22 protein-coding genes and 1 tRNA gene are annotated in these 20704 nt (G+C 59.5%); 11 read left to right on the top strand and 12 right to left on the bottom strand.

What is annotated here, in order from left to right; translation table 11 throughout:
* Nucleotides 1-10: 10 nt before the first annotated feature.
* The 8 genes from ACFOGH_RS08805 to ACFOGH_RS08770 form a co-directional block, all read right to left on the bottom strand.
* On the bottom strand, nucleotides 11-1312 hold the full coding sequence (locus tag ACFOGH_RS08805; protein WP_380072697.1) for an AAA family ATPase: 1302 nt from the start codon (nucleotides 1310-1312) through the stop codon (nucleotides 11-13).
* 276 nt (nucleotides 1313-1588) lie between these two features.
* Nucleotides 1589-2245, bottom strand: a complete 657-nt coding sequence (locus ACFOGH_RS08800; protein WP_380072696.1) for an OmpA family protein — start codon at nucleotides 2243-2245, stop codon at nucleotides 1589-1591.
* Nucleotides 2246-2249: 4 nt separating this feature from the next.
* Nucleotides 2250-3644, bottom strand: coding sequence for a type II and III secretion system protein family protein (locus ACFOGH_RS08795; protein WP_380072695.1), 1395 nt, complete (start codon nucleotides 3642-3644; stop codon nucleotides 2250-2252).
* 206 nt (nucleotides 3645-3850) lie between these two features.
* A complete protein-coding gene (gene cpaB / locus ACFOGH_RS08790; protein WP_380072694.1) occupies nucleotides 3851-4693 on the bottom strand; it encodes a Flp pilus assembly protein CpaB in 843 nt (280 codons plus the stop codon).
* A gap of 57 nt (nucleotides 4694-4750) precedes the next feature.
* Nucleotides 4751-4939 carry a hypothetical protein gene (locus ACFOGH_RS08785; RefSeq protein ID WP_380072693.1) on the bottom strand — a complete coding sequence of 63 codons (189 nt, stop codon included), beginning with the start codon at nucleotides 4937-4939 and terminating at the stop codon, nucleotides 4751-4753.
* A 192-nt stretch (nucleotides 4940-5131) separates the two neighbouring features.
* Complete coding sequence (locus tag ACFOGH_RS08780) at nucleotides 5132-5338, bottom strand: Flp family type IVb pilin (protein ID WP_380072691.1); 207 nt, start codon at nucleotides 5336-5338, stop codon at nucleotides 5132-5134.
* Nucleotides 5339-5652: 314 nt separating this feature from the next.
* Nucleotides 5653-5850 carry a Flp family type IVb pilin gene (locus ACFOGH_RS08775; protein ID WP_380072692.1) on the bottom strand — a complete coding sequence of 66 codons (198 nt, stop codon included), beginning with the start codon at nucleotides 5848-5850 and terminating at the stop codon, nucleotides 5653-5655.
* Nucleotides 5851-6158: 308 nt separating this feature from the next.
* Complete coding sequence (locus ACFOGH_RS08770; RefSeq protein WP_380072691.1) at nucleotides 6159-6365, bottom strand: Flp family type IVb pilin; 207 nt, start codon at nucleotides 6363-6365, stop codon at nucleotides 6159-6161.
* Between the two features lie 356 nt (nucleotides 6366-6721).
* Between ACFOGH_RS08770 and ACFOGH_RS08765 the strand changes: the two genes are divergently transcribed.
* Entirely contained in the window at nucleotides 6722-7591 is an 870-nt protein-coding gene (locus ACFOGH_RS08765; RefSeq protein WP_380072690.1) for a lytic transglycosylase domain-containing protein, read from the top strand.
* A gap of 90 nt (nucleotides 7592-7681) precedes the next feature.
* On the opposite strand, the gene ACFOGH_RS08760 is transcribed toward ACFOGH_RS08765, so the two are convergent.
* Genes ACFOGH_RS08760 through ACFOGH_RS08750 form a run of 3 tightly spaced genes read right to left on the bottom strand, consistent with a single transcriptional unit; the run spans nucleotide 7682 to nucleotide 9288 of the window.
* The gene (locus ACFOGH_RS08760) at nucleotides 7682-7966 is read right to left on the bottom strand and encodes a GNAT family N-acetyltransferase (RefSeq protein WP_380072689.1); all 285 of its coding nucleotides are present in this window, start codon (nucleotides 7964-7966) and stop codon (nucleotides 7682-7684) included.
* Entirely contained in the window at nucleotides 7959-8585 is a 627-nt protein-coding gene (locus ACFOGH_RS08755; RefSeq protein ID WP_380072688.1) for a 3-oxoacid CoA-transferase subunit B, read from the bottom strand. The genes ACFOGH_RS08760 and ACFOGH_RS08755 overlap by 8 nt, the downstream gene beginning before the upstream one ends.
* 1 nt (nucleotide 8586) lies before the next feature.
* A complete protein-coding gene (locus ACFOGH_RS08750; protein ID WP_380072687.1) occupies nucleotides 8587-9288 on the bottom strand; it encodes a CoA transferase subunit A in 702 nt (233 codons plus the stop codon).
* A gap of 228 nt (nucleotides 9289-9516) precedes the next feature.
* Here ACFOGH_RS08750 and ACFOGH_RS08745 point away from each other — a divergent pair.
* Nucleotides 9517-9598: transfer RNA gene (locus tag ACFOGH_RS08745), tRNA-Leu, on the top strand.
* 277 nt (nucleotides 9599-9875) lie between these two features.
* On the opposite strand, the gene ACFOGH_RS08740 is transcribed toward ACFOGH_RS08745, so the two are convergent.
* The gene (locus ACFOGH_RS08740) at nucleotides 9876-10940 is read right to left on the bottom strand and encodes a sugar-binding transcriptional regulator (RefSeq protein WP_380072686.1); all 1065 of its coding nucleotides are present in this window, start codon (nucleotides 10938-10940) and stop codon (nucleotides 9876-9878) included.
* 64 nt (nucleotides 10941-11004) lie between these two features.
* Here ACFOGH_RS08740 and ACFOGH_RS08735 point away from each other — a divergent pair, with 64 nt between their 5' ends.
* The 9 genes from ACFOGH_RS08735 (at nucleotide 11005) to ACFOGH_RS08695 (ending at nucleotide 20696) form a co-directional block, all read left to right on the top strand.
* Entirely contained in the window at nucleotides 11005-11946 is a 942-nt protein-coding gene (locus ACFOGH_RS08735) for a sugar ABC transporter substrate-binding protein (protein WP_380072685.1), read from the top strand.
* A gap of 63 nt (nucleotides 11947-12009) precedes the next feature.
* Complete coding sequence (locus tag ACFOGH_RS08730) at nucleotides 12010-13515, top strand: sugar ABC transporter ATP-binding protein (RefSeq protein WP_380072684.1); 1506 nt, start codon at nucleotides 12010-12012, stop codon at nucleotides 13513-13515.
* Nucleotides 13512-14507: an ABC transporter permease gene (locus ACFOGH_RS08725; protein ID WP_380072683.1), complete on the top strand. Its 996-nt coding sequence runs from the start codon at nucleotides 13512-13514 to the stop codon at nucleotides 14505-14507. The genes ACFOGH_RS08730 and ACFOGH_RS08725 overlap by 4 nt, the downstream gene beginning before the upstream one ends.
* 15 nt (nucleotides 14508-14522) lie before the next feature.
* Entirely contained in the window at nucleotides 14523-15572 is a 1050-nt protein-coding gene (locus ACFOGH_RS08720) for a thiamine pyrophosphate-dependent dehydrogenase E1 component subunit alpha (RefSeq protein ID WP_380072682.1), read from the top strand.
* A gap of 10 nt (nucleotides 15573-15582) precedes the next feature.
* Nucleotides 15583-16578, top strand: coding sequence for an alpha-ketoacid dehydrogenase subunit beta (locus ACFOGH_RS08715; RefSeq protein ID WP_380072681.1), 996 nt, complete (start codon nucleotides 15583-15585; stop codon nucleotides 16576-16578).
* Nucleotides 16578-18104, top strand: coding sequence for an acetoin dehydrogenase dihydrolipoyllysine-residue acetyltransferase subunit (locus tag ACFOGH_RS08710; RefSeq protein ID WP_380072680.1), 1527 nt, complete (start codon nucleotides 16578-16580; stop codon nucleotides 18102-18104). Before ACFOGH_RS08715 ends, ACFOGH_RS08710 begins: the two co-directional genes overlap by 1 nt.
* Complete coding sequence (locus tag ACFOGH_RS08705; protein ID WP_380072679.1) at nucleotides 18097-18432, top strand: carboxymuconolactone decarboxylase family protein; 336 nt, start codon at nucleotides 18097-18099, stop codon at nucleotides 18430-18432. Before ACFOGH_RS08710 ends, ACFOGH_RS08705 begins: the two co-directional genes overlap by 8 nt.
* Nucleotides 18433-18459: 27 nt before the next feature.
* The gene (locus ACFOGH_RS08700) at nucleotides 18460-19950 is read left to right on the top strand and encodes an FGGY-family carbohydrate kinase (protein WP_380072678.1); all 1491 of its coding nucleotides are present in this window, start codon (nucleotides 18460-18462) and stop codon (nucleotides 19948-19950) included.
* The gene (locus ACFOGH_RS08695) at nucleotides 19947-20696 is read left to right on the top strand and encodes an SDR family NAD(P)-dependent oxidoreductase (protein ID WP_380072677.1); all 750 of its coding nucleotides are present in this window, start codon (nucleotides 19947-19949) and stop codon (nucleotides 20694-20696) included. Before ACFOGH_RS08700 ends, ACFOGH_RS08695 begins: the two co-directional genes overlap by 4 nt.
* Nucleotides 20697-20704 lie beyond the last annotated feature (8 nt).

Raw genomic sequence — 20704 nt, 5'->3', positions numbered from 1 at the left:
AAGTCAGGCCTTAGCCCCTGCCGGTTTCCACGGCCTTGTTCAGATCAAACAGCGATTTCGCGAGCTTTTGGATTTCTTTGCGCAGCGGGTTTTTGCCCGCGTTCTCAGACAGCGGCAGGCCGTGGTCGTTGGCCTGGGTGATCTGCGCGCCGCCGTCGGGAAGCTGCACTTCAATCGTGATATCAAGGCTTTCCGCCATCCGCTTGACCCGGCTTTTTGCCGAAAGATCGGTGAACTTCGGCGCGCGGTTCAATACATAGCGCAGCTTTTCATGTGGCAGGCCCTCGGCCTTCAATGCCCGCACAAGACGTAGCACGTTCTGGGCCGAGCGCAGGTCCAACTCCATCAGCGCGAAGTAAACATGAGCACGCGACAGTACGGTTTCAGTCCAGGCCACAATGGTGCGCGGCATGTCGATGACGACAAAATCGAAATTTGCCCGCGCCATGTCGATGATGCGGCCAATATCTTCGGGGCTGACGATATCCAAAGGCAGCATGTCGGACGGCGCGGTCAGCACATGAAGCTTGTCGTTGAAGGTCAGCATCGCCGCCAGCATCGCATCAGAATCGGCATGGGCCGTGTCAGTCAACAGATCAAACACCGCCTCTTTGCGCGGCAAATCCAGGTAGGTCGCAGCCGAGCCATACTGAAAGTCAAAGTCGATCAGGCACACCCGCGGCGCGTCGGTTTTCGACAGCGTCGCCAGTTCCCAAGCAAGGTTCGCGGCGAAGGTTGACGCGCCACAGCCGCCTGCAAGTCCATGCACCGGCAGCACCACCGCATCGCGGTCGCCCTTGGCCTTGAACGCCGGGCCCTTTTCGGCATGCGGTTCATCCGAGATAACCGCAGCCGGGGCAGGGGCGGGCGCTGCGGCAGGTGCCGGTGCTTCCTCGACAGTCTTTGCGGTGCGGATACGCTCAATCGCCTCGTGCAGCGCGCCATCGGGCAGCGGATAGGGCACGAAATCTTCCGCCCCCAGCCGGAGCAACTGATGCAGCGCGGCGGGGCCGACCTGATCGGCGATCAGGATCACCTTGATCGACTTTGCCTTGGCCGTGCGAATGATTTCGGTGATCCGCGAGAGGTCAACCTCGTCCTCGGCATCCACCGCGATGGCGACAAATTCCAATGTGGCAGATTCGTCCTGCCCCAGGAAAATCAGCGCATCCTCAAAGCTCAGATCACCCCAAGCCTCGCCAAGTTCATTCTCCATATCGTCGATCAAGAGATCAAAGTTCTGCACATCGCGCGAAATCGTGCACGCCAGAATCGGTGCCGGATCGGGTTGCAGGTTGGCCACGCTCGTCATCGTTTCATCGTCCTTCTCACGACATCCCACCACCGACCCCGGCCAAAATTATGGCGCGATTGGGGCCAATCCGGGGAGTATGCATCGCCCTTCGGCACGGCATTGTTCCCATTGGATGCAAGATGCTGGAGGATGGTGGCGAGATTGGGGCTAAAACGGCGTCAATCTGGGGTATTTCAGCCCGCGTACGGGTATTTCGGAAACGAATTCAGAAACAAAAGCCCCCTGTGCTTGCGCGCAGGGGGCTGGAATAGGTGATCCGAATTTCGCCTCAGGTCACTGCGCACCGTCAGGTGCGACCTGGGTTTGGATAATCTCATTGTTGGGGTGCGGCGGGATCGCGCCTTCAACATAACTTCTCCAGATGATCGCGGCATACTTGCCGTTCAGCACCATCGGATTGCTTTTCACGAAGCCAGACACCTCGGTCACAGTGCGGCGGTTCCGCTCTTCCGGGCCAGAGGTTTGCACGACCGGGCGGGTTTTACCGAACGACGCAACCGCTTCAAGCCGGGCGGAGCCAATGCCAAGGCTAGAGAGATAGCGGACAGCAGCTTTCGCGCGGCGCAGACCCAAGGCTTTATTGTATGCATCCGAGCCGACAAGATCGGTATGACCATAAACGCGGAAGCGCACTTCGGGGAATTGGCGGATCCAATCGGCCTGCCGCGCCAGCGTGGCGCGTGCCTCTGGCGTCAGCTCTGATGAATTGAAGGCAAAGGTAATGGTCGAGGGGACTTCACGCGCAAAGCGCTCGGCCAAGGCGATGGTATAATCCCGTTCACCCGACATGATCATCGTGTTGTTCATCGTCGCGTTGCCGAAACCACCTTCGTCAACTTCGGCCCCCGCCTCGCGGGTGAAATCGGTCGGATCGCAGCCAGCAAGGCTCATCATCATGGCGGCAATCAGGGGGAGGGAGCGCAGGTGCATCAAATCACTCCATCACATAGCCGTAGGAACCGCTGAAATCCTGACGCGCGACGTCGCCCGCAGCACCTTTTTGCTTGCCTGCCACATTGCCGAACAGGAACAGATCCTTTTCGGAGGGCAGCTTTACCCGGTCAGTCGGCAGTGCCAGCGCTTCGCCACGGGTCGGTGTAACCAGATGCGGCGTTACGATGATCACGAGTTCGGACTGCGCACGCTGATATTCCGCCGAGCGGAACAACGCGCCGATAATCGGAATGTCACCCAGCCACGGCACTTGCCCGTTCAGATCGCGGAAGTCATCCTGCAACAAGCCTGCGATCGCAAAGCTTTCACCATCGCGCATCTCGACTGTGGTCGAGGTTTCGCGCCGCTTGAAAGCATTGACCGAGAAGCCCGACGCAGTAACGGCTGTGGTGGTGTCAATCGACGATACCGCTGCGTTGATCACCAAGTTGATGATATCGCCATCCACCACGGTTGGGGTGAAGTTCAACTCAACCCCAAAGGGTTTGTATTCAATTGTGATGCCGTCGTTGTCGGTCACCGGGATCGGATATTCGCCGCCAGCAAGGAATTTTGCTTCTTGCCCAGACAGAGCCGTCAGGTTTGGTTCGGCCAATGTGCGGACGACGCCTTTAGATTCCAATGCTTCAAGCAGAACTGCGAATTCCAGTGATCCTGCGGAAAAGCCAAAGGCCACCGCACTGTTGGCGTTGTCACGGGCGGTGATCGTACTGCCATTGATGCTGTTACCATCATTGAGCCACGTGCCTGTCTCTCCGGACACACCAAATTTCGTGCCGCCCGATACCGCGAGCGAGGATGAAAGGTTTTTCGACACCGAGCGCTGCATCTCAGCGAAGCGCACTTTCAGCATCACTTGCTGGGTGCCGCCGACGCCCATCAGGTTCGACACTCGTTTTGGCGCATAGCGTTCGGCCAGATCCAAAGCCCGGTCAAGCTTGGCGGTGGAAGATACCGTGCCCGACATGACGATACCGTCATTCGCGGTGCGGACCTCGATCTTTTCGCCCGGCAGAATCTGCTGCAGACGTTCCTTGAACTCGGCAATGTCGGGGGTGACATGGACATCGACGTTTGAGATCAGCTTGCCATCCGGCCCCAGCAGGGTAAGCGTGGTGCGACCGGGCGTCTTGCCCAGAACGTAGATCGACTTGTCTGACAGCGTCGAGATATCGGCGATCCCAGGGTTGGCTATCGACAATTCGGCAAACGATACATCGCTTTCCACGACCACGGCACGGTTCATCGGGACGTTGAGGGGGGCCGAAGCCGACCCCTCCATCACGCGGAGGGTTTGTGCAGACAGCGGGCTGAGCGCCGAGGTCGCAAGGGCGAGCCCCACCACACCGGCAGTCAGAAATTTACGCATATACATGTGACCTGCCCTTTCGATCACGCCTCTGGTCGGGTCTTGTTACGCCCAATCCAATTCGCAAGATGACGTAAGTGTCGTTTTTTTGCAAGAATCAAATGGTTGGAGGCGGTTCCTTATGTGGATAACTTGCAACAGCCAGCTACCGGATGCGGAATGCGAAACCGGCCGCCACTATAGGAAGTGGCGGCCGGTATGATTTTTCAAGTTTAATTGGTGCAGGCGATCGGCACTTGTGTCGGCACGCCGCCCTGACGCACGGTGACATAGCATGCCTCGGGCGCTGGTGCTGCGGCTTCCGGGGCCGCGATTTTATCGCCGTTGATGTCGGTCGTCGTCACCTTGATTTCGGTCGGATCGCTCGCCGCCGTGCTGTCATTGCCAACCAGCGACATCACCAGACGCCCCGTAGCCTGCGCTTGCGCCAGACGTCCCACTTGTTCAGGGGTGGCCGCCACCGTCATGGTGCGGCTTTGAATCTCGCCCGCGGCGACGGTCGACTTGGCATTGCGATCCACCGCGATGATCTTGACCGCAGTCTCAATCCGCTGGGTGATCTCGGAACCCGAAGCGCCCGACGAGCCGGTCCAGTAGATATCCACCCGATCGCCCGGTTGCAGGAAATCTGCCGCATCGACCTTGATTGCAAACGCCCGCATCCCCTTTTCAATTGCGCCGTTCAAGCCAGCCTGCTCGCCGGGAGCGGTGACTTTCACGGCCAGGATCGGCTCAAATTTCTCCATTTGCCGCACCACATAGCGCGGGTCTTTGGCGTCTTTCGGGAACAGCAGTTCACCATCCTCAAAGGCGCCTTCTGGCAAGGCGTTCTTCGGCCAGTAGATGCGCTGCACGTCGTCTTTCGTCAGCGGATCGCCGTAATCTTTCGCCTTGTTGACCACGAACACCATGGTCAAACCGCCGGTATCGGCCATCAGCTGTTTTTCGCGCTGCGCGGCGGATTGCTGCTGCCCTATGAAATTCTTTGCCATGAACACGGCGGCACCTGCCAGCATCATGCCGACCACAAGCACCAATCCAAAGATCATTCGCATGTTAAACCCTTTCCCACTTGTTTCCGCTTCGGTGCAAGCCCCACGGAAAACCCCAACTCATCTGCCGTAACCCACTTCCACGCCTTCGATGTAATCCGCGACCCCTTGCGTCGAGCTTTCCGTGCTGAAGGCCACCGGCCACAACACGATCATGCCCAACCCGATCACCGCCGCCGACAACGTCACCCATTCCACAGTGACGGCACCGTCGGTCTTGCGGATAAATTTCTTTAACCAGGGTCGCATGTTACCTCCTTCGCGTCGTTTCGCGCCGGTTACTCAGAACACCTACAATCCTTGACATATTCGCCGATTGTGGCCGGAATCGGGATGATCCCGTGGCGGCAATGTGGTCTGGCGGCGCGGTCTTGTTATGGAAAAGGCCGCATCCCGTCCCGGATGCGGCCCTCACCTGTGTCAGGTGATCGAGAAAACCGATTACTGGTTTTCGTAGCCCGAAGCGCGGCCCTGCAGGTCGGACACGATCGAGTCGCCCAGACCTTCGATGCCGCCGCCAACGGTTTTCATCACGACCATGCCGAGGCCAACGATGGCTGCGGTCAGCACGACCCAGTCAACGGTCACAGCGCCCGACTCGTCAGCGCGGAAGGATTTGAACAGTTTGCGGAGTTTCAGCGTCATCATTTTGAATTTCCTATCCCAGGAGTTGCTCAGTTCTCACCGCTTTGGATCTTCACGTTCTGGCCTCTGTTCCAGACCGCTCACCGCGTCGGCTTGGGGACATATAGCCGGGGGATCGTGGCGCGATTGCGGCGGGGATAGGGTGTTTTCAGGGTGATTGCGCTGTTCACCATGCTATTCTTCAGAATCAGTGAAACGATGCGTTTCTATAATTGAAACAAGGCTTTAGGGCAGGCCAGAAAAAATGCAGCAGGCCGCCTCTGCATCAGAGACGGCCTGCTCAAAATTCAAGCGATCAAATTGATCGCCAATAGCGATTACTGGTTTTCGTAGCCTGCAGCACGGCCTTGCAGATCCGACACGATCGAGTCGCCCAGGCCCTCAATGCCACCGCCAACGGTTTTCATAACGACCATGCCCAGCCCGACGATGGCGGCGGTCAGCACGACCCAATCGACGGTGACAGCACCGGATTCGTCGGCTTTGAATTTCTTGAACAGATTGCGCAGTTTCATGGCGTTTACCTTTACTGTTAAGTTACCAAGTTTGGTCTCAGGCGTCGTTTGACACCTTGGCTGCTGTTTGATGGCTGTCTGCGGCAACTTTGTGGCAAGCCCATGGCGGTATCGTGGGTCTTGCGCCTGATCGTGAAACGCCACGTTTCTGATCGCGAAACGATGCTTTTCTTGGCCCAGGGCGCGGCCTTGCCCGGATTGGGCTGGCGCAATCCAATCCCGCGCCGCTCAGGCCGCTTGGAAATGGAAAAGGCCGCATCCCGTCCCGGATGCGGCCCTCACCTGTGTCAGGTGATCGAAAAAACCGATTACTGGTTTTCGTAGCCCGAAGCGCGGCCCTGCAGGTCGGACACGATCGAGTCGCCCAGACCTTCGATGCCGCCGCCAACAGTTTTCATCACGACCATGCCGAGGCCAACGATGGCAGCGGTCAGCACGACCCAGTCAACGGTCACAGCGCCCGACTCGTCAGCGCGGAAGGATTTGAACAGTTTGCGGAGTTTCAAAGTCATCATGATATGGTCCCTTTCTGGGGATGCTCAGGTTTCTAACCGTTCCGGCACTGTCAGCCGCGACCTCTGTTTCGCTGCTTGCCGTTCGGTATGACCCTATATGGCCCTGTGAACGTGGCGGCAGTTTGGTCGGTGTGGGGCGTTTTTGAAGCGCAACACTTTTGGTTGAAATAATGTCGTAAGTGTTAGAAAGATAACGATATATAATTTAACGCGGGTTTAACCTTTGTGGGTGGAACCGTTGCTTTCGCGCCGATTTGGGCAAAATTGCCATGATTGCCGTCATGCAAACGTAGAAAAACGCCCTTGATTCTGCGACTGTTCAGGCAATGAAAACAAGGCAGGCGGCATCCAACGTGATGCAACGGGCAAAAAAGACGGTTCTGGTCGGGTTGATTCTTCTGCTGCCGATTCCGGCGGTGGGCGAAATCATCATGAATTCTGCCGGGGGCGAAGGCTTCAAGCGTGTGAAGGTCAGCGACAACCTGCCCGGCAAGCGCATCACCGTGCAGATTGACCCTGCCGAGCAGGCCCGCCTTTTGGCCGCCTTGCCCGAGGTTGAGGCGCGCGCGCCCGAGCCGCCGGTTGATCCCAATGCACCCGTAGCCCCGGCAACGCCCACACCCGCCACCGCGCAGTATGGCTGGTTCTGGGATGCGGTGCCGGTGCAGCGCGATCAAGTCTCGGGGCGTTTCCCGCTGGCGCTGGCGACACTCAGCCAAGGCCCCGGCGGCGCGCGCGTAGCGGCCCCCCGGATGCAGCATATGCAAGAGATTGCCGCCAATTACGGCACTGAAATCTTAAAGGCGACGATTGGCACCGATGTGTCGCCCGCGCTGGTGTTGGCGGTGATCGGTATCGAAAGTGCAGGCAAACCGGGGGCTGTCAGTTCGGCGGGCGCGCAGGGTTTGATGCAACTGATCCCGGCGACGGCGGCGCGGTTCGGGGTCAGCGATTCCACCGATCCGGTGCAGAACATCAAGGGCGGTGTGGCCTATCTCGATTGGCTGATGAAGCGGTTTGATCATGATCCGTTGATGGTGATCGCCGCCTATAACGCGGGCGAGGGCGCGATTGACGCCAACTCCGGCGTACCGCCCTATGCCGAGACGCGCGACTATGTGCCCAAGGTGCTGGCGGCTTGGCAGGTGGCGCAGGGTCTGTGCCTCAGCCCGCCCGAGCTGGTGACAGACCCCTGCGTGTTCAAGGTGATCTCGGCTACCAACTGACGCTTGCGACGAGATTGTTAAGATTTCGTAAAAGGCGTCGCGTAAGTCATTGATTTAAAAGGCTGCAAAATGGTCCCGAGTTGGGACCACTCAAACTGCAAACACATCCGCCCATTCGGGATGCTTTTTCCGCGTCGCATTCACGAACGGGCAAAGCGGCATGATCTTGAACCCCTCGGCCCGCGCATCCGCCACAAACTGCGTCAGCATGGCCAGCCCCGCCCCGGTGCCGCGAAAACTGTCGGGCACCTCGGTATGGTCGGCGATCACCAGCGTCGGGGTGGTGATCGAATAGGTCATCTCGGCCTCTTCGCCGTTCTGGCGGATATAGTAGCGCCCCTTGGTTTCGGCGTGCTGGCGCTGAACCTCAGTCAACGATCGTGCCCTCCGTCGCGGCACGCAGTTCGGCCTCGGTGACGCCATCGGCGACTTCAACGATCTTCAACCCACCCGGCACCACATCCAGCACCCCAAGGTTCGAGATGATCCGGTTGACCACGCCCTTGCCGGTCAGAGGCAGGGTGCAGGCCTTCAACACCTTCGACTCGCCGTGCTTGGAGGTGTGATCCATCACCACCACCACGCGCCCGACGCCCGCAACCAGATCCATCGCACCGCCCATCCCTTTGACCAGCTTGCCGGGGATCATCCAGTTCGCCAGATCGCCATTCTCGGCCACTTCCATCGCACCCAGGATCGCCATGGCAATCTTGCCGCCACGGATCATCGCGAAGCTTTGGGCAGAGTCAAAATACGCGGTCTGCGGCAACTCAGTAATGGTCTGCTTGCCAGCGTTGATCAGATCGGGATCTTCCTCACCCTCAAACGGGAAGGGGCCCATGCCGAGCATGCCATTTTCCGACTGTAAGGTGACGTTAACACCCTCCGGGATATAGTTGGCCACCAGAGTAGGGATGCCTATGCCCAGATTGACATACCAGCCGTCCTGCAACTCGCGTCCGGCGCGTTCGGCCATTTGGTTGCGGTCCCACATATCAGGCCTCCTTCTTGCGAGTCGTGCGGTTTTCGATGCGCTTTTCGTGCTGACCCTGCACGATGCGATGCACATAGATGCCCGGCAGGTGGATGCTATCCGGGTCCAGCGACCCCAACGGCACGATTTCTTCCACCTCGACCACGCAGACCTTGCCCGATGTCGCCGCTGGTGGGTTGAAGTTGCGCGCGGTTTTGCGGAACACAAGGTTGCCCGATGGATCGGCCTTCCACGCCTTGACGATGGATAGATCGGCCACGATGCCTGTTTCCAGAATATAGGTCTTGCCGTTGAAGTCGTGATGCTCTTTGCCCTCGGCAATCACGGTGCCCACGCCTGTTGCGGTGTAGAAACCGGGGATGCCCGCGCCGCCTGCGCGCAGACGTTCAGCCAAGGTGCCTTGCGGGTTGAACTCCAACTCCAGCTCGCCAGACAGGTATTGCCGCATGAATTCAGCGTTTTCGCCAACATAGGACGAGATCATCTTCTTGACCTGCCGCGTCGTCAGCAACTGGCCAAGGCCAAAGCCATCGACCCCGGCGTTGTTGGACGCAATGGTCAGATCCTTGGTGCCAGCATCGCGGATGGCTGCGATCAGCAATTCGGGGATGCCGCACAGGCCAAAGCCTCCGCTGGCGATCAACATGCCGTCAAACAGCAGTCCCTCCAGCGCCGCAGCCGCGTTGGGATAGATTTTCTTCATCGGGGAACCCTCGCAAACTCTCGGCGCCATAAAAGGCAGGCTTTCGGGTGAAGTCAATCGCCGCAGCGCGGCGGCGCATTGCAACTGGGATGGCGTTGTGCGGGGGCGTGAAAAGCGATGGATCGGCCAGCTTGCGCGCGCCGCTGCAGGCATTCGGCTTTGCCGGGTGATCGGTCGGAGGTTGATCGCGACCCGAAGGGCTGCTAATCGGCAGGTTCCGAGCCGTCGCCCCACGTGGTGAAATTGGTAAACACAGGAGACTTAAAATCTCCCGCCGCAGGGCTTGCCGGTTCGATGCCGGCCGTGGGGACGGTTCGAAGATCGGAGCGGGTGAGTTGACGCGCTCATTTTTCTCGTTTTACAAATTTTCTAGTATGCGCTTGTTAAGCGGTACAGAATCTGTTCGTCGTTGCGTGTATTTACCGTGTGAGCCGGGCCAGCACACGTCAATACGGGGTGCGGGGGTGATCACGTCTCTTTTCACTGCATGACGTAGGGCGGTGGGATCGCGTGGATCAGGCCTATTTGTCACAACACGGTCGCTCTGACGCCGCTTGCCGCTTTCGCTGGAGGCATTCTGTGGGGCACTACGACTTCGACAGGGCGATTGCTGTGTCTCCATCAATGATCAGCCCCCGTGCCACGCCGCTTGCCAGAAATCCTTTGGCTGCCTCTAGCTTGGAGAGCCCGGCCACCAGGGCAACAGTGCAAGTTTGGCGCAGGTCTTCAAAGCCAAGCGCAATGGTGCGCCGGTTTAGCGGATGATCAACCGCCTTACCCTGACGATCAAAGAACAAGCCATTCGTATCACCGACTGCGCCAAGTTGCTGCAATTCGGCCAGATCACTGGCGGAAATCATGGCTTGCGAGCGCAACAGCGAACCTTCCCGCAATTCGCCAATCGAAATGTAGGCGACAGTCGTGGCGTTTGCGAGCGCTAGCGCCTGCTGCACAGATTGTTGGGACAGCAGGATATCACGCACGGATGGGGTGTCGGCGATGAAGGGCACCGGCAGGAAAAAGCCTTCGGCACCGGTCGCACGGGCAAAGGCGTGCACAACTTCGAATGGGTTATAGGATAGGTTCGATTGCAGCGAGCCCATCAGGCTGATGAATTTGGCCTCTGGCGCCGAGACTCCGGCCAGTTGCAGTGTCATCTGTTCCAAGGTGCGCCCCCATCCGGTGCCGATGACAGCATGTGGCGTTTCAGACAGGTGACGGCGCAAATGGGCGGCGGCGGCGGCGCCTACCGCGCGAAACGCAAAAGGTGCCAGGATGGCATCGCTGTCACCACCTGACACATCATGGCCAAGCGCCGGCGTGCAGATGCAGAAATCGAGACCGTAGCGTTGGCGAATCGCTTCCTCGACTGGGAGCAGGCCGACATTGGCGGGATTGATCGTAATGCTAACCAAACCGCTGTCGCGCGCATCGGAAAGTAACTTGTTCACACGAGCTCTGGTAATGCCAAGGCGCTTGGCGGTCGCTTCTTGGTTCAGTGCACCAATGTAATAAAGCCATGCAGCGCGGGCCATAAGGATTTGATCTTCCTGAGTTTCTCCGGCCAATGGTCGCATCTGTTTGCTCCTTGTATTGCGCGCAATATTACAAATGTCATGAAACTTGACAAATGTAATATGCCGTCGCATCATTTATGCGTCGGAAGAGGCCGACACGGGGTATCGCCAGTTAACTGGCTTAGGGAGGAAATAGCAGATGAAAAACCGGTTTGCCGGAATGGTAGCGGCTTGCTCGATGCTTGCGCTGATGTCAGGGGCCGCCCATGCATTTGAGCTCGCTTGGGTTCATGCGAATGCGGCAGCGCAATCCGAGCAGCGCGTCAAGGCGGGTTTTGATGCCTGGCTTGCAGAGACAGGAAAGACCGACTGGAACGTCAGCCTGCTGGACAGCGGCGGTTCGGGTGAGGCGACGGCCTCGAACATCCAGGACGCAGCAAGTCGCGGTGTTAATGCCATCGTGATCACCATGGCCGACCTTCGCGCATCCCGCGCGGCACTGGACGCTGCCAAGGCAGCGAACATTCCGGTTTTCGCCGTGGACTCGGGTTATACTGACGGTGTGTTGGTTGATATCACCACGAACAACTGGGCCATGTCTTCGGATGTGTCTGTCTATCTGCTGGATCAGATGGGCGGCAAAGGCAACCTTATCTTTCTGCGCATGGCGGAACATCATGGCACCCGCAAGCGCGGCGACGTGATGGAAACCGTTCTGAAGGAATATCCCGATGTGAAGGTTCTGGCCGAACACAACATCGACTACACTGCGTTTTTCGAAGACACCAATAAGACGATGGAAGATTACGTCGCTCGTTTTGGCAACGAAATCAACGCTGTGTGGGCGCCTTGGGATGAGCCGGCACAAGCGGCCGTGAACGTCTTGAACGCAGCGGGGCTGAAAGATGTCAAAGTCATTGGCATTGACGGCCATCCGCAAGCGATCGCCGAAGTTTGCAAGCCGGACAGCCAAATGATCGCCACCGTCAGCCAGCCCTTTGAAAAGATGGGGGCGCAAGTGGGTGAGTGGATTCAGGAAATCGTGATCGACAAGAAATCCGCTGATGACGTGCTGCCTGCCAAGACCGTCTACATGGACGCGCCACTGGTCACCAAGAAGAACTGCAAAGACTTCATGTGATTTGATCTTTGGGGCGGCTTTTGTCTGCCCCAAGGCAACCTTTTTGCAGGGGAGGGATGGCGTATGGAAATCGTGCTTTCCGATATCACGATGCAATTCCCCGGCACGCGCGCGCTGGACGGGGTGAACGCAACTTTTTGCACTGATGAAGTGCATGGACTGATTGGCGAGAACGGGGCTGGCAAATCGACGTTGGTCAATGTCCTGGGTGGCAGCTTGCTGCCCACTTCGGGAACCGTTCAGATTGATGGGCGGGCGGTGCGTCTGTCATCACCGCACGATGCGTTGCTGCAGGGTATTGCCCATGTCAGCCAAGAAGGCAGCCTTGTGCAGGGTCTGAGCGGTGCCGAGAATATCCTTCTGGGGGCCGAGCCGCGCCGGATGGGAGTAGTGATCCGCGCTGGAAGCTTGAACGCGCAGGCGCAGGCATTGCTCAGCCGTTGGTTTCCGCAGGTTCAGATTGACCTGCGCCGACCCGTCGGAGATTTGCCCATGGCAGACCGCAAAGTGATCGAGATTGTGCGTGCCTTGCGCGGCGCGGCGCGACTTGTCATCCTTGACGAGCCGACCGCCACCCTTCCTGCGCGGGAAAAGGAACAGTTGTGGGGCATCATCCGCAGCTTGCCCCAACAGGGCGTTGGCGTTGTCTTGATCAGCCATTTCCTTTCTGAAATCAAAGCTCTGTCGGACCGCATCTCAGTGTTGCGCGATGGCAAGCATGTTCGCACCGCGCCTGCGTCCGAGTTGTCAGAGCATGATCTGGTCGACATGATGCTGCGCCGCTCGGGTGGGGCCAATCTGCACGGAACGACCGCAGCAAAAATTCAAGGCGAGGTGGTGCTGAACCTGCGTGATTGGCAAGTCGGCTCCGTCAAGGTGCCAAACTTTCACCTGCACGCCGGAGAGATTGTTGGGCTGATTGGACTGACGGGAGCGGGCCACACCGGCTTTGCACGATCTCTGCACAATCCAGCTGGGGTGCAATGCGGAAGTCTCGTCGTGGCGGGCAAGCCGTTGAAGCTTGGCTCTGTCGCGCAGATGCAGGCGGCAGGCATTGCGTTGGTGCCAGATCACCGAATGGAATACGCCTTGGTCGGAGAATGGAACCTGCGTGAGAATCTGGCCATGGTCCATCCGCAGCATGGCACATTTGGCGCAGGCGTGCTGTCGATCCGGCGTGAGGAAACCGAAGCGCAGCGTGTAATGGGCCTGTTGAACGTGAAGGCGCATGGGTCGGGTCAGCTTTTGAAAACACTGTCGGGCGGCAACAAGCAGAAAATCTCGATCGGCAAATGGCTATACGGCGCTGAGGGGCGCTACCGCGTGATGATCTTTATCGAGCCCACCGAAGGTGTCGACATAGGTGCGAAGGCCGAAATCTACGCCGAAATGCGGCGACTGGCGGCATCGGGTGTTGGGATCATAATCGCCTCGTCCGACCTTCTGGAAATCGAAGCCATAGCGCACCGCGTCATTCCCTTTACCCATCAGCGACCAGGGCCTGAAATTCCGCAAAGCGGCTTTTCGGAAAGCGCCTTTATCACTGCAATTTCAGGAGCCGCAGCATGAGTGATCTGACACATTCGGCCAGCGCCGACCGCCGCGATACAGTTTTCGGCATCATCCCAAAGGACTACGTGCAGCGCTACAGCACGCTCGTTGTTTTGGTGCTGATGTTTGTGGTGTTCACCGTGACGGTGGACAAGTTTCTGACGCCGCAGAACCTGTTGAACATCGCACAGCAGATATCCATGCTGACCATTGTGGGCGCAGGACTGACCTTTGGCTTTGCCGCCAAAGAGATGGATCTATCGGTTGGCTTTACGGTCGGTCTGGCGGGCGTGCTGGTTCCGCTGATGCTGGTGGCAGGGTGGTCGCTGCCGGTGGCATTGATCGTAGGCCTTGTCGCGGGATTTCTGGTGGGTGCGTTGAATGCAGGGCTGGTGACACTGGTGGGCATCCCGTCGCTGATCGCCACGCTGGCAACTGGCTCTATCCTGTTTGGCGTGAACTTTTTGCTCACAGGTGGGCGGGCCATCTACGGTGGCTTACCCGACAGTTTTCTCTGGCTGGGGCAGGGGCGGATCATGGGCGTGCCGGTGCTGGCCTATTTCATGATTGCAGCCGTGGCATTGGCCTGGTTCGTGATGGAGCGGACGATTTTCGGTCGCTACATCTACGCTGTGGGTGGCAACCAGAAGGCGGCAGAGTTGTCGGGCGTCAAGGTGCGCCGTTACAAGGCTGCGGCGCTGATTGTCTGCGCCCTGTTTGCGGTGGTGGCAGGCACGCTGTTGTCTGCACGGCTGGGGTCGGGCCAACCCAACGCCGGTGAGCGTTACTTGCTGGACGGCTTGGCTACGGTTTTCATCGGTATGACGATGCTGCGCCCTGGCACGGCGACCGTCCTTGGCACATTCTTCGGCGCGCTGTTCATCGGGGTCATCAACAACGGCCTCAATCTGATGGGCATGGACACCTACATTCAGTCGATCGTGAAGGGTGTGATCATCCTTGTGGCGGTGGCTGTGGTGTCGCGCAGCACCAAACTGAACCTTCTGTAACGATCGGAGACTGAGATGAACCAGCCAAAGGCTGTTCACCGGGCTGACGCAGGCTCTAACACCGACCTGCCGCAGCTTTACCGCATGATGCGCCGCATCAGGACCTTTGAAGAACGTGTGGGCGAATTGTTCGTGCGCGGGCAGTCGGCGGGGTCGATGCTGCACCTGTCGATTGGCGAGGAAAGTGCGGCGGCAGGCGTCTGTGCGGCGATGCGCGACGGCGACAAATTCACCACCCACCACCGCGGGCATGGCATCTTTCTGGCACGCGGCGCTGACCCTGCCCGGATGATGGCCGAGATTGGTGGCAAAGAGGCCGGTTATTGCCACGGCAAGGGTGGTTCGATGCATATTGCCGATATGGGGTTGGGGCATCTTGGTGCCAATGCGATTGTGGGGGGCGGTATTCCGGCCGTTGTCGGCGCAGGCCTTGCGGCGCGGCATCATAAAACCGGCGCGATCAGTGCGGCTTTCTTTGGCGATGGCGCGACAGGTCAGGGCATTTTGTATGAAAGCATGAACATGGCGGCTTTGTGGGCCCTGCCGTGCTTGTTTGTCTGCATCAACAATCAATACGGCATGGGCACACGCATTGATCAGGCCACCGCCAACCCTCGGCTGCATGAACGTGCGCAAGCGTTCGGGCTGGCTGCGGAAACCGTTGATGGCCTGGATGTCGAGGCTGTGGCCGAGGCTGGGCGTCGGCTGGTTGATGGCGTGCGCGATGGCAAGCCTGCGTTTCTGGTCGTCGATTGCTACCGTTTTTACGGCCATGCTCGTAAGGACAAATCCCCTTATCGTGATCCGGTCGAGGAAGAAACGGGGCGCGCGAAAGACCCCGTGGCCTTTGCGCGCGCGGCCTTGATCGAACGCAACATGATGCAGGAAAGCGCCTTGGACTCGTTGGATGCTGAGGTGGCTGCGGAGATGGATGCGACGATAGATTTCACAGTTGCGCAGCACGAGCCGCCGCTGTCGTCAATGTTCCGCGACGTCTATGCCCCCGGCGAGCCCGAACCGGAGCCGGTTCGCGCCAGGATCGAGCGCATTTTGGCACGCGGCTAAGGGGAAAATCATGGCACTTCAAGAACTGACCTACCGCGACGCTTTGCGCAAAGCCTTGGCGGATTCGATGACAGAGAACCCCGATGTGATCATCCTGGGCGAGGAGGTGGGCCGCTATGGTGGCGCCTATGCCGTGACCAAGGATCTGATCAAAGAGTTTGGTCCCGAACGCGTGATCGACACGCCAATCTCGGAACCCGCGATCGTTGGGGCTGCCGTGGGTGCCGCGATGGCAGGGCTGCGTCCGGTGGCAGAACTGATGTATGTCGACTTTATCGGCATGACGATGGATCAGCTTGCCAACCAAGCCGCCAAAATCCGTTACATGTTCGGCGGTCAGATCGGCGTGCCGATGGTCTTGCGCACGCAGGGCGGTACGGGCCGCTCGGCAGGTGCGCAGCACAGCCAAAGTCTTGAAGCCTACGTGATGCACACGCCTGGCCTGCGTCTTGCGATGCCCGCGACGGTGGCTGACGCCTATCATCTGTTGCGCCAAGCGCTGACCAAGCCGGATCCGGTCGTGTTCATCGAGCATAAAGCCTTGTATACGATGAAGGAAACGGTTGATCTGGACGCACCCGTGCCAGAATGGGGCAAGGCCGCTATCCGCCGTCAGGGCCGCGATCTGGTGATCGTCACCTATTCACGCCAAGTGCACTACGCAATCGAGGCCGCGAAGAAGCTTGCGGGCGATGGCATCGAGGCGACGGTGATCGACCTGCGCACCCTCAGCCCGCTCGACTTTGACACGATCCGGGTCGAGGTGGAAAAGACCGGACGCGCCATGGTGGTTTCCGAAGGCGTCATGACGGCGGGGGTTGCTGCTGAGCTTGCCGCGCGGATATCCGAAGAGTGTTTTGATTTCCTTGAAGACCCGGTCATCCGCGTCGCAGGGGAAGATATTCCGATTTCGGTTTCCACAGCCTTGGAAACCGGATCGGTTCCCGGCACGCAGCTAATCTTCGAATCCGCGATGAAACTTCTGGCCTCGCGGGAGGCGGTGTGATGCAGCTTGTGCTGACCATGCCGCGGTTGGGCGAGACGATGGACGAAGGCACCATCCTGGGATGGCTGGTCGCCCTTGGTGTTGGCTTCAAGCGCGGCGATGCGATTCTGGAGCTGGAAACCGACAAGACCGTGGTGGAATATCCGGCACTGGGCGATGGTATGCTGAATGAGGTTATGGTTGGCCCCGGAGATCGCATCCCGGTTGGCGCGCCAATTGCGCGGGTGACAGTGGCGAATCCGACAGATTGGGCGGATTCGACTGCACCTGATAACTCTCCCAACGCCGAAGCTTCCTTCGCGATCCTGACCATGCCACGTCTCGGTGAGACGATGGAAGAGGGGGTTATCGGCCAATGGCTTGTGGCCGAGGGCGCTGCTTACGCCCGTGGTGATGCCATTCTAGAGATAGAGACCGACAAGACGGCGGCGGAAGTTCCGGCACTGTCTGCGGGGCGCCTTCTGCGCATCCTTGCGCAACCCGGCGCACGCGTTGCCGTGGGCCAACCGATTGCCGAAGTGGAAGGCGAGGTTGAGGCTACGAGCGGTTTAGATGCCGCTGTGCCGGATACACCCTCTGCGGACACGCCGGTTCAATCGGTGCCCGTCGCAAGTGATGGGCGCTTGCGCGCCACGCCTTTGGCCCGCCGCATGGCGCGGCAAAAGGGAATAGCATTGCAAGGCCTGACGGGGACAGGGCGTCGCGGCCGTATTGAGCGCGCTGATATAGAGCGGGCGGGTGAAACGGGGGCCGGTGCGGGTTGGCTGCAAACGCCTGTTGGCCGTATCGCCTACGAAGTCGAAGGCTCGGGCGCGCGCACATATCTGCTGATCCATGGTTTTGCGGGGGACCGTACCGCTTGGGCGGCGACAGCCTCGGCCTTGCGCCGTGCAGGGCATCGCACCGCTGTATTTGACATGCCGGGCCATGGAGAAACAGAAGCTGAAGCCAGCGATTTGGCGACGCTGACCGAAGCGGCTGCTGCATTTGCCGCACAATTGTCGGGGCAGGTGGTGCTGGTTGGCCATTCGCTTGGCGCTGCGGTAGCGGTGGCACTTGCTGCGCGGTTGGGCGCAAGGGTCTCGGGGCTTGTGCTGCTGACTCCGGCGGGATGCGGGCCACGTATTGGTGCGGAATTTGTGCATGGCATGGCAGGGGCAGCCACGGCGGGCGAGGTCTCTCATCTCTTGCGACTGCTTGGTCCGAAAGGTGGCGCGCTGTCAGAAGCGGCGATGTCGCATATGGCTGGGCAAATGGCGCGCGGCCGGTTGAAAGCGCTAGCGGCGGGGTTGGCTTCAGACGATGGTCGTCAGCGGATCGATATACTCCGCGCGTTGCAGGCTTTGGCCGAAAGCCTTCCAATCAGGGCGCTGTTTGGCACCGAGGATCGTATTGTTACTGCGAGCGATGCCCTGAATCTTCCTCCCCGTGTCGCTGTGCATTTTTTGCCTACAGGGCATATGCCGCAATGGGATGCGCCGCGTGATGTAGTGGAGTTGATCCTGAAAGGAGCCAGCAATGACTGACGCAAAAGCAAACCTTGCCGCCGCAAAAACCCGGCTGAGTGGGTTGGCAAAGGCTGCCCCAAGTTTGATGCAGTCCTTTGCGGGGATCAGCAAGGTGGCAACAACAGCGGGGCAATTTTCGGCTGCGCAAAAGGAATTGTTGGCCGTTGCCATTGCTGTTGCCAAAGGCTGCGAGGATTGCATCCTTTATCATCTGGACGCCGCGCGTCGGCACGGTGCCGATGAGGCGGCGCTGGTTGAGGCACTGGAAGTCGCAGTGGAAATGGGGGGCGGCCCTGCCGTGATGTATGGCGCAAAGGCGCTTGATGCGTGGCGCAACTTCGCCTGAAAGGGGCGGTGTATCGGGGAGGATACCATGGCTTACTACTTGACCGCGGACGGCGGCACCGAAAGCCTGCGGGCGCGGATTTATGATCTGAATGGGAGGTGCCTTGGACAAAAGGCGGTGCCCTACGAAACCCGTTTTTCCCCCGGCGCACGGGCAGAGCAGAACCCCGAGGATTGGTGGCAGGCGCTTGTCAAAGCCACCGCAGGCGCCATTGCCGAGGCTGGAATTGATGCGGGCCAGATCGAGGCGATGTGCTTTGCCACAACCTGCTGCACCGTTGTGGCACTTGACGCGCAGGGGCGCGCGCTGAGGCCGGCACTGATGTGGATGGATGTGCGCGCGAATGCCGAGGCTGATGCCGTATTGGCGACGGGCGATGCTGTGTTGGCCATCAATGGCGCGGGGCAAGGCCCGGTGTCGGCAGAATGGATGATCCCCAAGGCGTTGTGGCTGAAGCGCCACGAGCCGGCCACTTTCGATGCGGCACACACGATTTGCGAGTATCAGGATTTTCTGACGCTTCGTCTGACGGGAGAGCGCTGCGCATCGTTGGATAACGCGGGCCTGCGCTGGCACTATTCCAGCCGCAATGGCGGATGGGCGCGCGGCATTCTGGCCAAGCTAGGGTTGGAGGCGCTGGTTGAAAAGTGGCCCGATCGCGTGGTGCCGCCGGGCGAAGTCGTGGGGACTTTGACACCACATGCCGCCCATGCATTAGGCCTGAAACAAAGCGTCAAAGTCGTGCAAGGCGGGGCCGATGCGCTGATCGGGATGATTGGGCTTGGCGTGGCGCAGCCGGGACAGTTAGCCCTGATCACAGGATCGTCGCATTTGCTGTTTGGCGTCACCGAGGCGCCGCTTTATGCCCCTGGGGTGTGGGGCGCTTACCCGGACATCGTCTATCCGGGGCGATGGATTGTCGAAGGCGGGCAGACCTCGACAGGGTCAATCATCAACTGGCTGCGGCGGATGACGGGGGGCACTCTGGATCTTGCCGAAATGAACCGTTTGGCCGAGGCACTAGAGCCCGGTTGTGAAGGGCTGATCGTGCAGGACCACTTCCAAGGCAACCGCACGCCCTATACCGATCCACTCAGCCGAGGGGCGATTGTCGGGCTGACCTTGGCGCATGAGCCGCAACATATCTTCCGCGCCATCATGGAAGGCATAGGATTTGGCACGCGCACCATTCTGGATGCGTTTCGGGATGGTGGTTATGCCTCGACCGAGATCACCGTGGGCGGCGGGGCTACGGCTTCGACGCTTTGGATGCAGATTCATGCCGATACGGCGGGATTGCCGGTGCGTATTCCTGCCTCGGCTGATGCGCCCTCGACCGGGTCTGCGGTGCTGGCGGCGCATGGGGCTGGGCGGTTTTCTAGCATTGACGAAGGTATCGCCGCCCTGGTGCGCGTCGGCACCAGCATAGAGCCGCGCCCGCGCGAGGCGGCGATGTATGAGGAAATATACCACAAATACAAAGCGCTTTATCCCGCGCTGAAAGGTGCCCTGGCTTGATCCGCGAATTTGATCTGACCGGCCGGTTGGCCGTGGTGACGGGAGGGGCAGCAGGCATTGGCCGCGCAATTTGCACCGTGTTGGCCGAAGCGGGCGCGCGGGTTGTTGTTGCCGACCGCAATGGTGATGCGGCGGCATCGCTCGCCGCCGAGATAGACGGGCTCGCGCTGCCATTCGACGTGACCGATGCTGCCGCCTGCGAAATGGCCGCAGCCGATCTTGCGGCCCAGCATGGCCCAGCGGTGATCCTTGTCAACAATGCAGGTATCGTGATGAATGCGCCGTCGTTAGAGGTCGACCTTGCCGACTGGCGACGGGTGATTGACGTCAATCTGCACGGCGTGTTTCACACCTGCCGCGCCTTTGGGCGGCACATGGTGGCAGCAGGGCGCGGCAGCGTGGTCAACATAAGCTCGATCTGCGGTGAGGTGACGGTGCATCCGCAGCCGCAAGCGGCCTATAATGCCGCCAAGGCTGGGGTGAATCTGCTGACCAAATCGCTGGCAGTAGAATGGTCGGGCCGCGTGCGGGTGAATGCAGTTGCCCCGGGTTACACGGCAACCGAGCTGACGCTGCTGGGCCGCTCCAAGCCGGAATGGTTCAGTACATGGTTGGCGGGCATTCCAATGGGGCGTTTGGCCGAGCCCCGCGAAATCGCGTTGGCGGTGGCTTTTCTGGCCTCTGATGCGGCGTCTTATGTCACAGGTTCCGTCCTGACGGTGGACGGCGGCTATACTGCAATCTGACGGAGGAA

The organism is Cypionkella sinensis, from assembly GCF_042646385.1.
GTDB classification, from domain to species: domain Bacteria; phylum Pseudomonadota; class Alphaproteobacteria; order Rhodobacterales; family Rhodobacteraceae; genus Cypionkella; species Cypionkella sinensis.
Note: the sequence above shows the minus strand (reverse complement) of the source record. Positions and strands in the feature narration are given on the sequence as shown.

Excerpts from the sequence above, each read along its gene's own strand:
- ACFOGH_RS08750 (WP_380072687.1), bottom strand. The coding sequence starts at position 9,288 with ATGAAGAAAATCTATCCCAACGCGGCTGCGGCGCTGGAGGGACTGCTG.
- ACFOGH_RS08780 (WP_380072691.1), bottom strand. The coding sequence starts at position 5,338 with ATGATGACGCTGAAACTCCGCAAACTGTTCAAATCCTTCCGCGCTGAC.
- ACFOGH_RS08795 (WP_380072695.1), bottom strand. The coding sequence starts at position 3,644 with ATGTATATGCGTAAATTTCTGACTGCCGGTGTGGTGGGGCTCGCCCTT.
- ACFOGH_RS08740 (WP_380072686.1), bottom strand. The coding sequence starts at position 10,940 with ATGATGCGACGGCATATTACATTTGTCAAGTTTCATGACATTTGTAAT.
- ACFOGH_RS08735 (WP_380072685.1), top strand. The coding sequence starts at position 11,005 with ATGAAAAACCGGTTTGCCGGAATGGTAGCGGCTTGCTCGATGCTTGCG.
- ACFOGH_RS08730 (WP_380072684.1), top strand. The coding sequence starts at position 12,010 with ATGGAAATCGTGCTTTCCGATATCACGATGCAATTCCCCGGCACGCGC.
- ACFOGH_RS08720 (WP_380072682.1), top strand. The coding sequence starts at position 14,523 with ATGAACCAGCCAAAGGCTGTTCACCGGGCTGACGCAGGCTCTAACACC.
- ACFOGH_RS08770 (WP_380072691.1), bottom strand. The coding sequence starts at position 6,365 with ATGATGACTTTGAAACTCCGCAAACTGTTCAAATCCTTCCGCGCTGAC.
- ACFOGH_RS08755 (WP_380072688.1), bottom strand. The coding sequence starts at position 8,585 with ATGTGGGACCGCAACCAAATGGCCGAACGCGCCGGACGCGAGTTGCAG.
- ACFOGH_RS08785 (WP_380072693.1), bottom strand. The coding sequence starts at position 4,939 with ATGCGACCCTGGTTAAAGAAATTTATCCGCAAGACCGACGGTGCCGTC.
- ACFOGH_RS08710 (WP_380072680.1), top strand. The coding sequence starts at position 16,578 with ATGCAGCTTGTGCTGACCATGCCGCGGTTGGGCGAGACGATGGACGAA.
- cpaB (WP_380072694.1), bottom strand. The coding sequence starts at position 4,693 with ATGCGAATGATCTTTGGATTGGTGCTTGTGGTCGGCATGATGCTGGCA.
- ACFOGH_RS08765 (WP_380072690.1), top strand. The coding sequence starts at position 6,722 with ATGCAACGGGCAAAAAAGACGGTTCTGGTCGGGTTGATTCTTCTGCTG.
- ACFOGH_RS08800 (WP_380072696.1), bottom strand. The coding sequence starts at position 2,245 with ATGCACCTGCGCTCCCTCCCCCTGATTGCCGCCATGATGATGAGCCTT.
- ACFOGH_RS08775 (WP_380072692.1), bottom strand. The coding sequence starts at position 5,850 with ATGAAACTGCGCAATCTGTTCAAGAAATTCAAAGCCGACGAATCCGGT.
- ACFOGH_RS08715 (WP_380072681.1), top strand. The coding sequence starts at position 15,583 with ATGGCACTTCAAGAACTGACCTACCGCGACGCTTTGCGCAAAGCCTTG.
- ACFOGH_RS08805 (WP_380072697.1), bottom strand. The coding sequence starts at position 1,312 with ATGACGAGCGTGGCCAACCTGCAACCCGATCCGGCACCGATTCTGGCG.
- ACFOGH_RS08705 (WP_380072679.1), top strand. The coding sequence starts at position 18,097 with ATGACTGACGCAAAAGCAAACCTTGCCGCCGCAAAAACCCGGCTGAGT.
- ACFOGH_RS08700 (WP_380072678.1), top strand. The coding sequence starts at position 18,460 with ATGGCTTACTACTTGACCGCGGACGGCGGCACCGAAAGCCTGCGGGCG.
- ACFOGH_RS08725 (WP_380072683.1), top strand. The coding sequence starts at position 13,512 with ATGAGTGATCTGACACATTCGGCCAGCGCCGACCGCCGCGATACAGTT.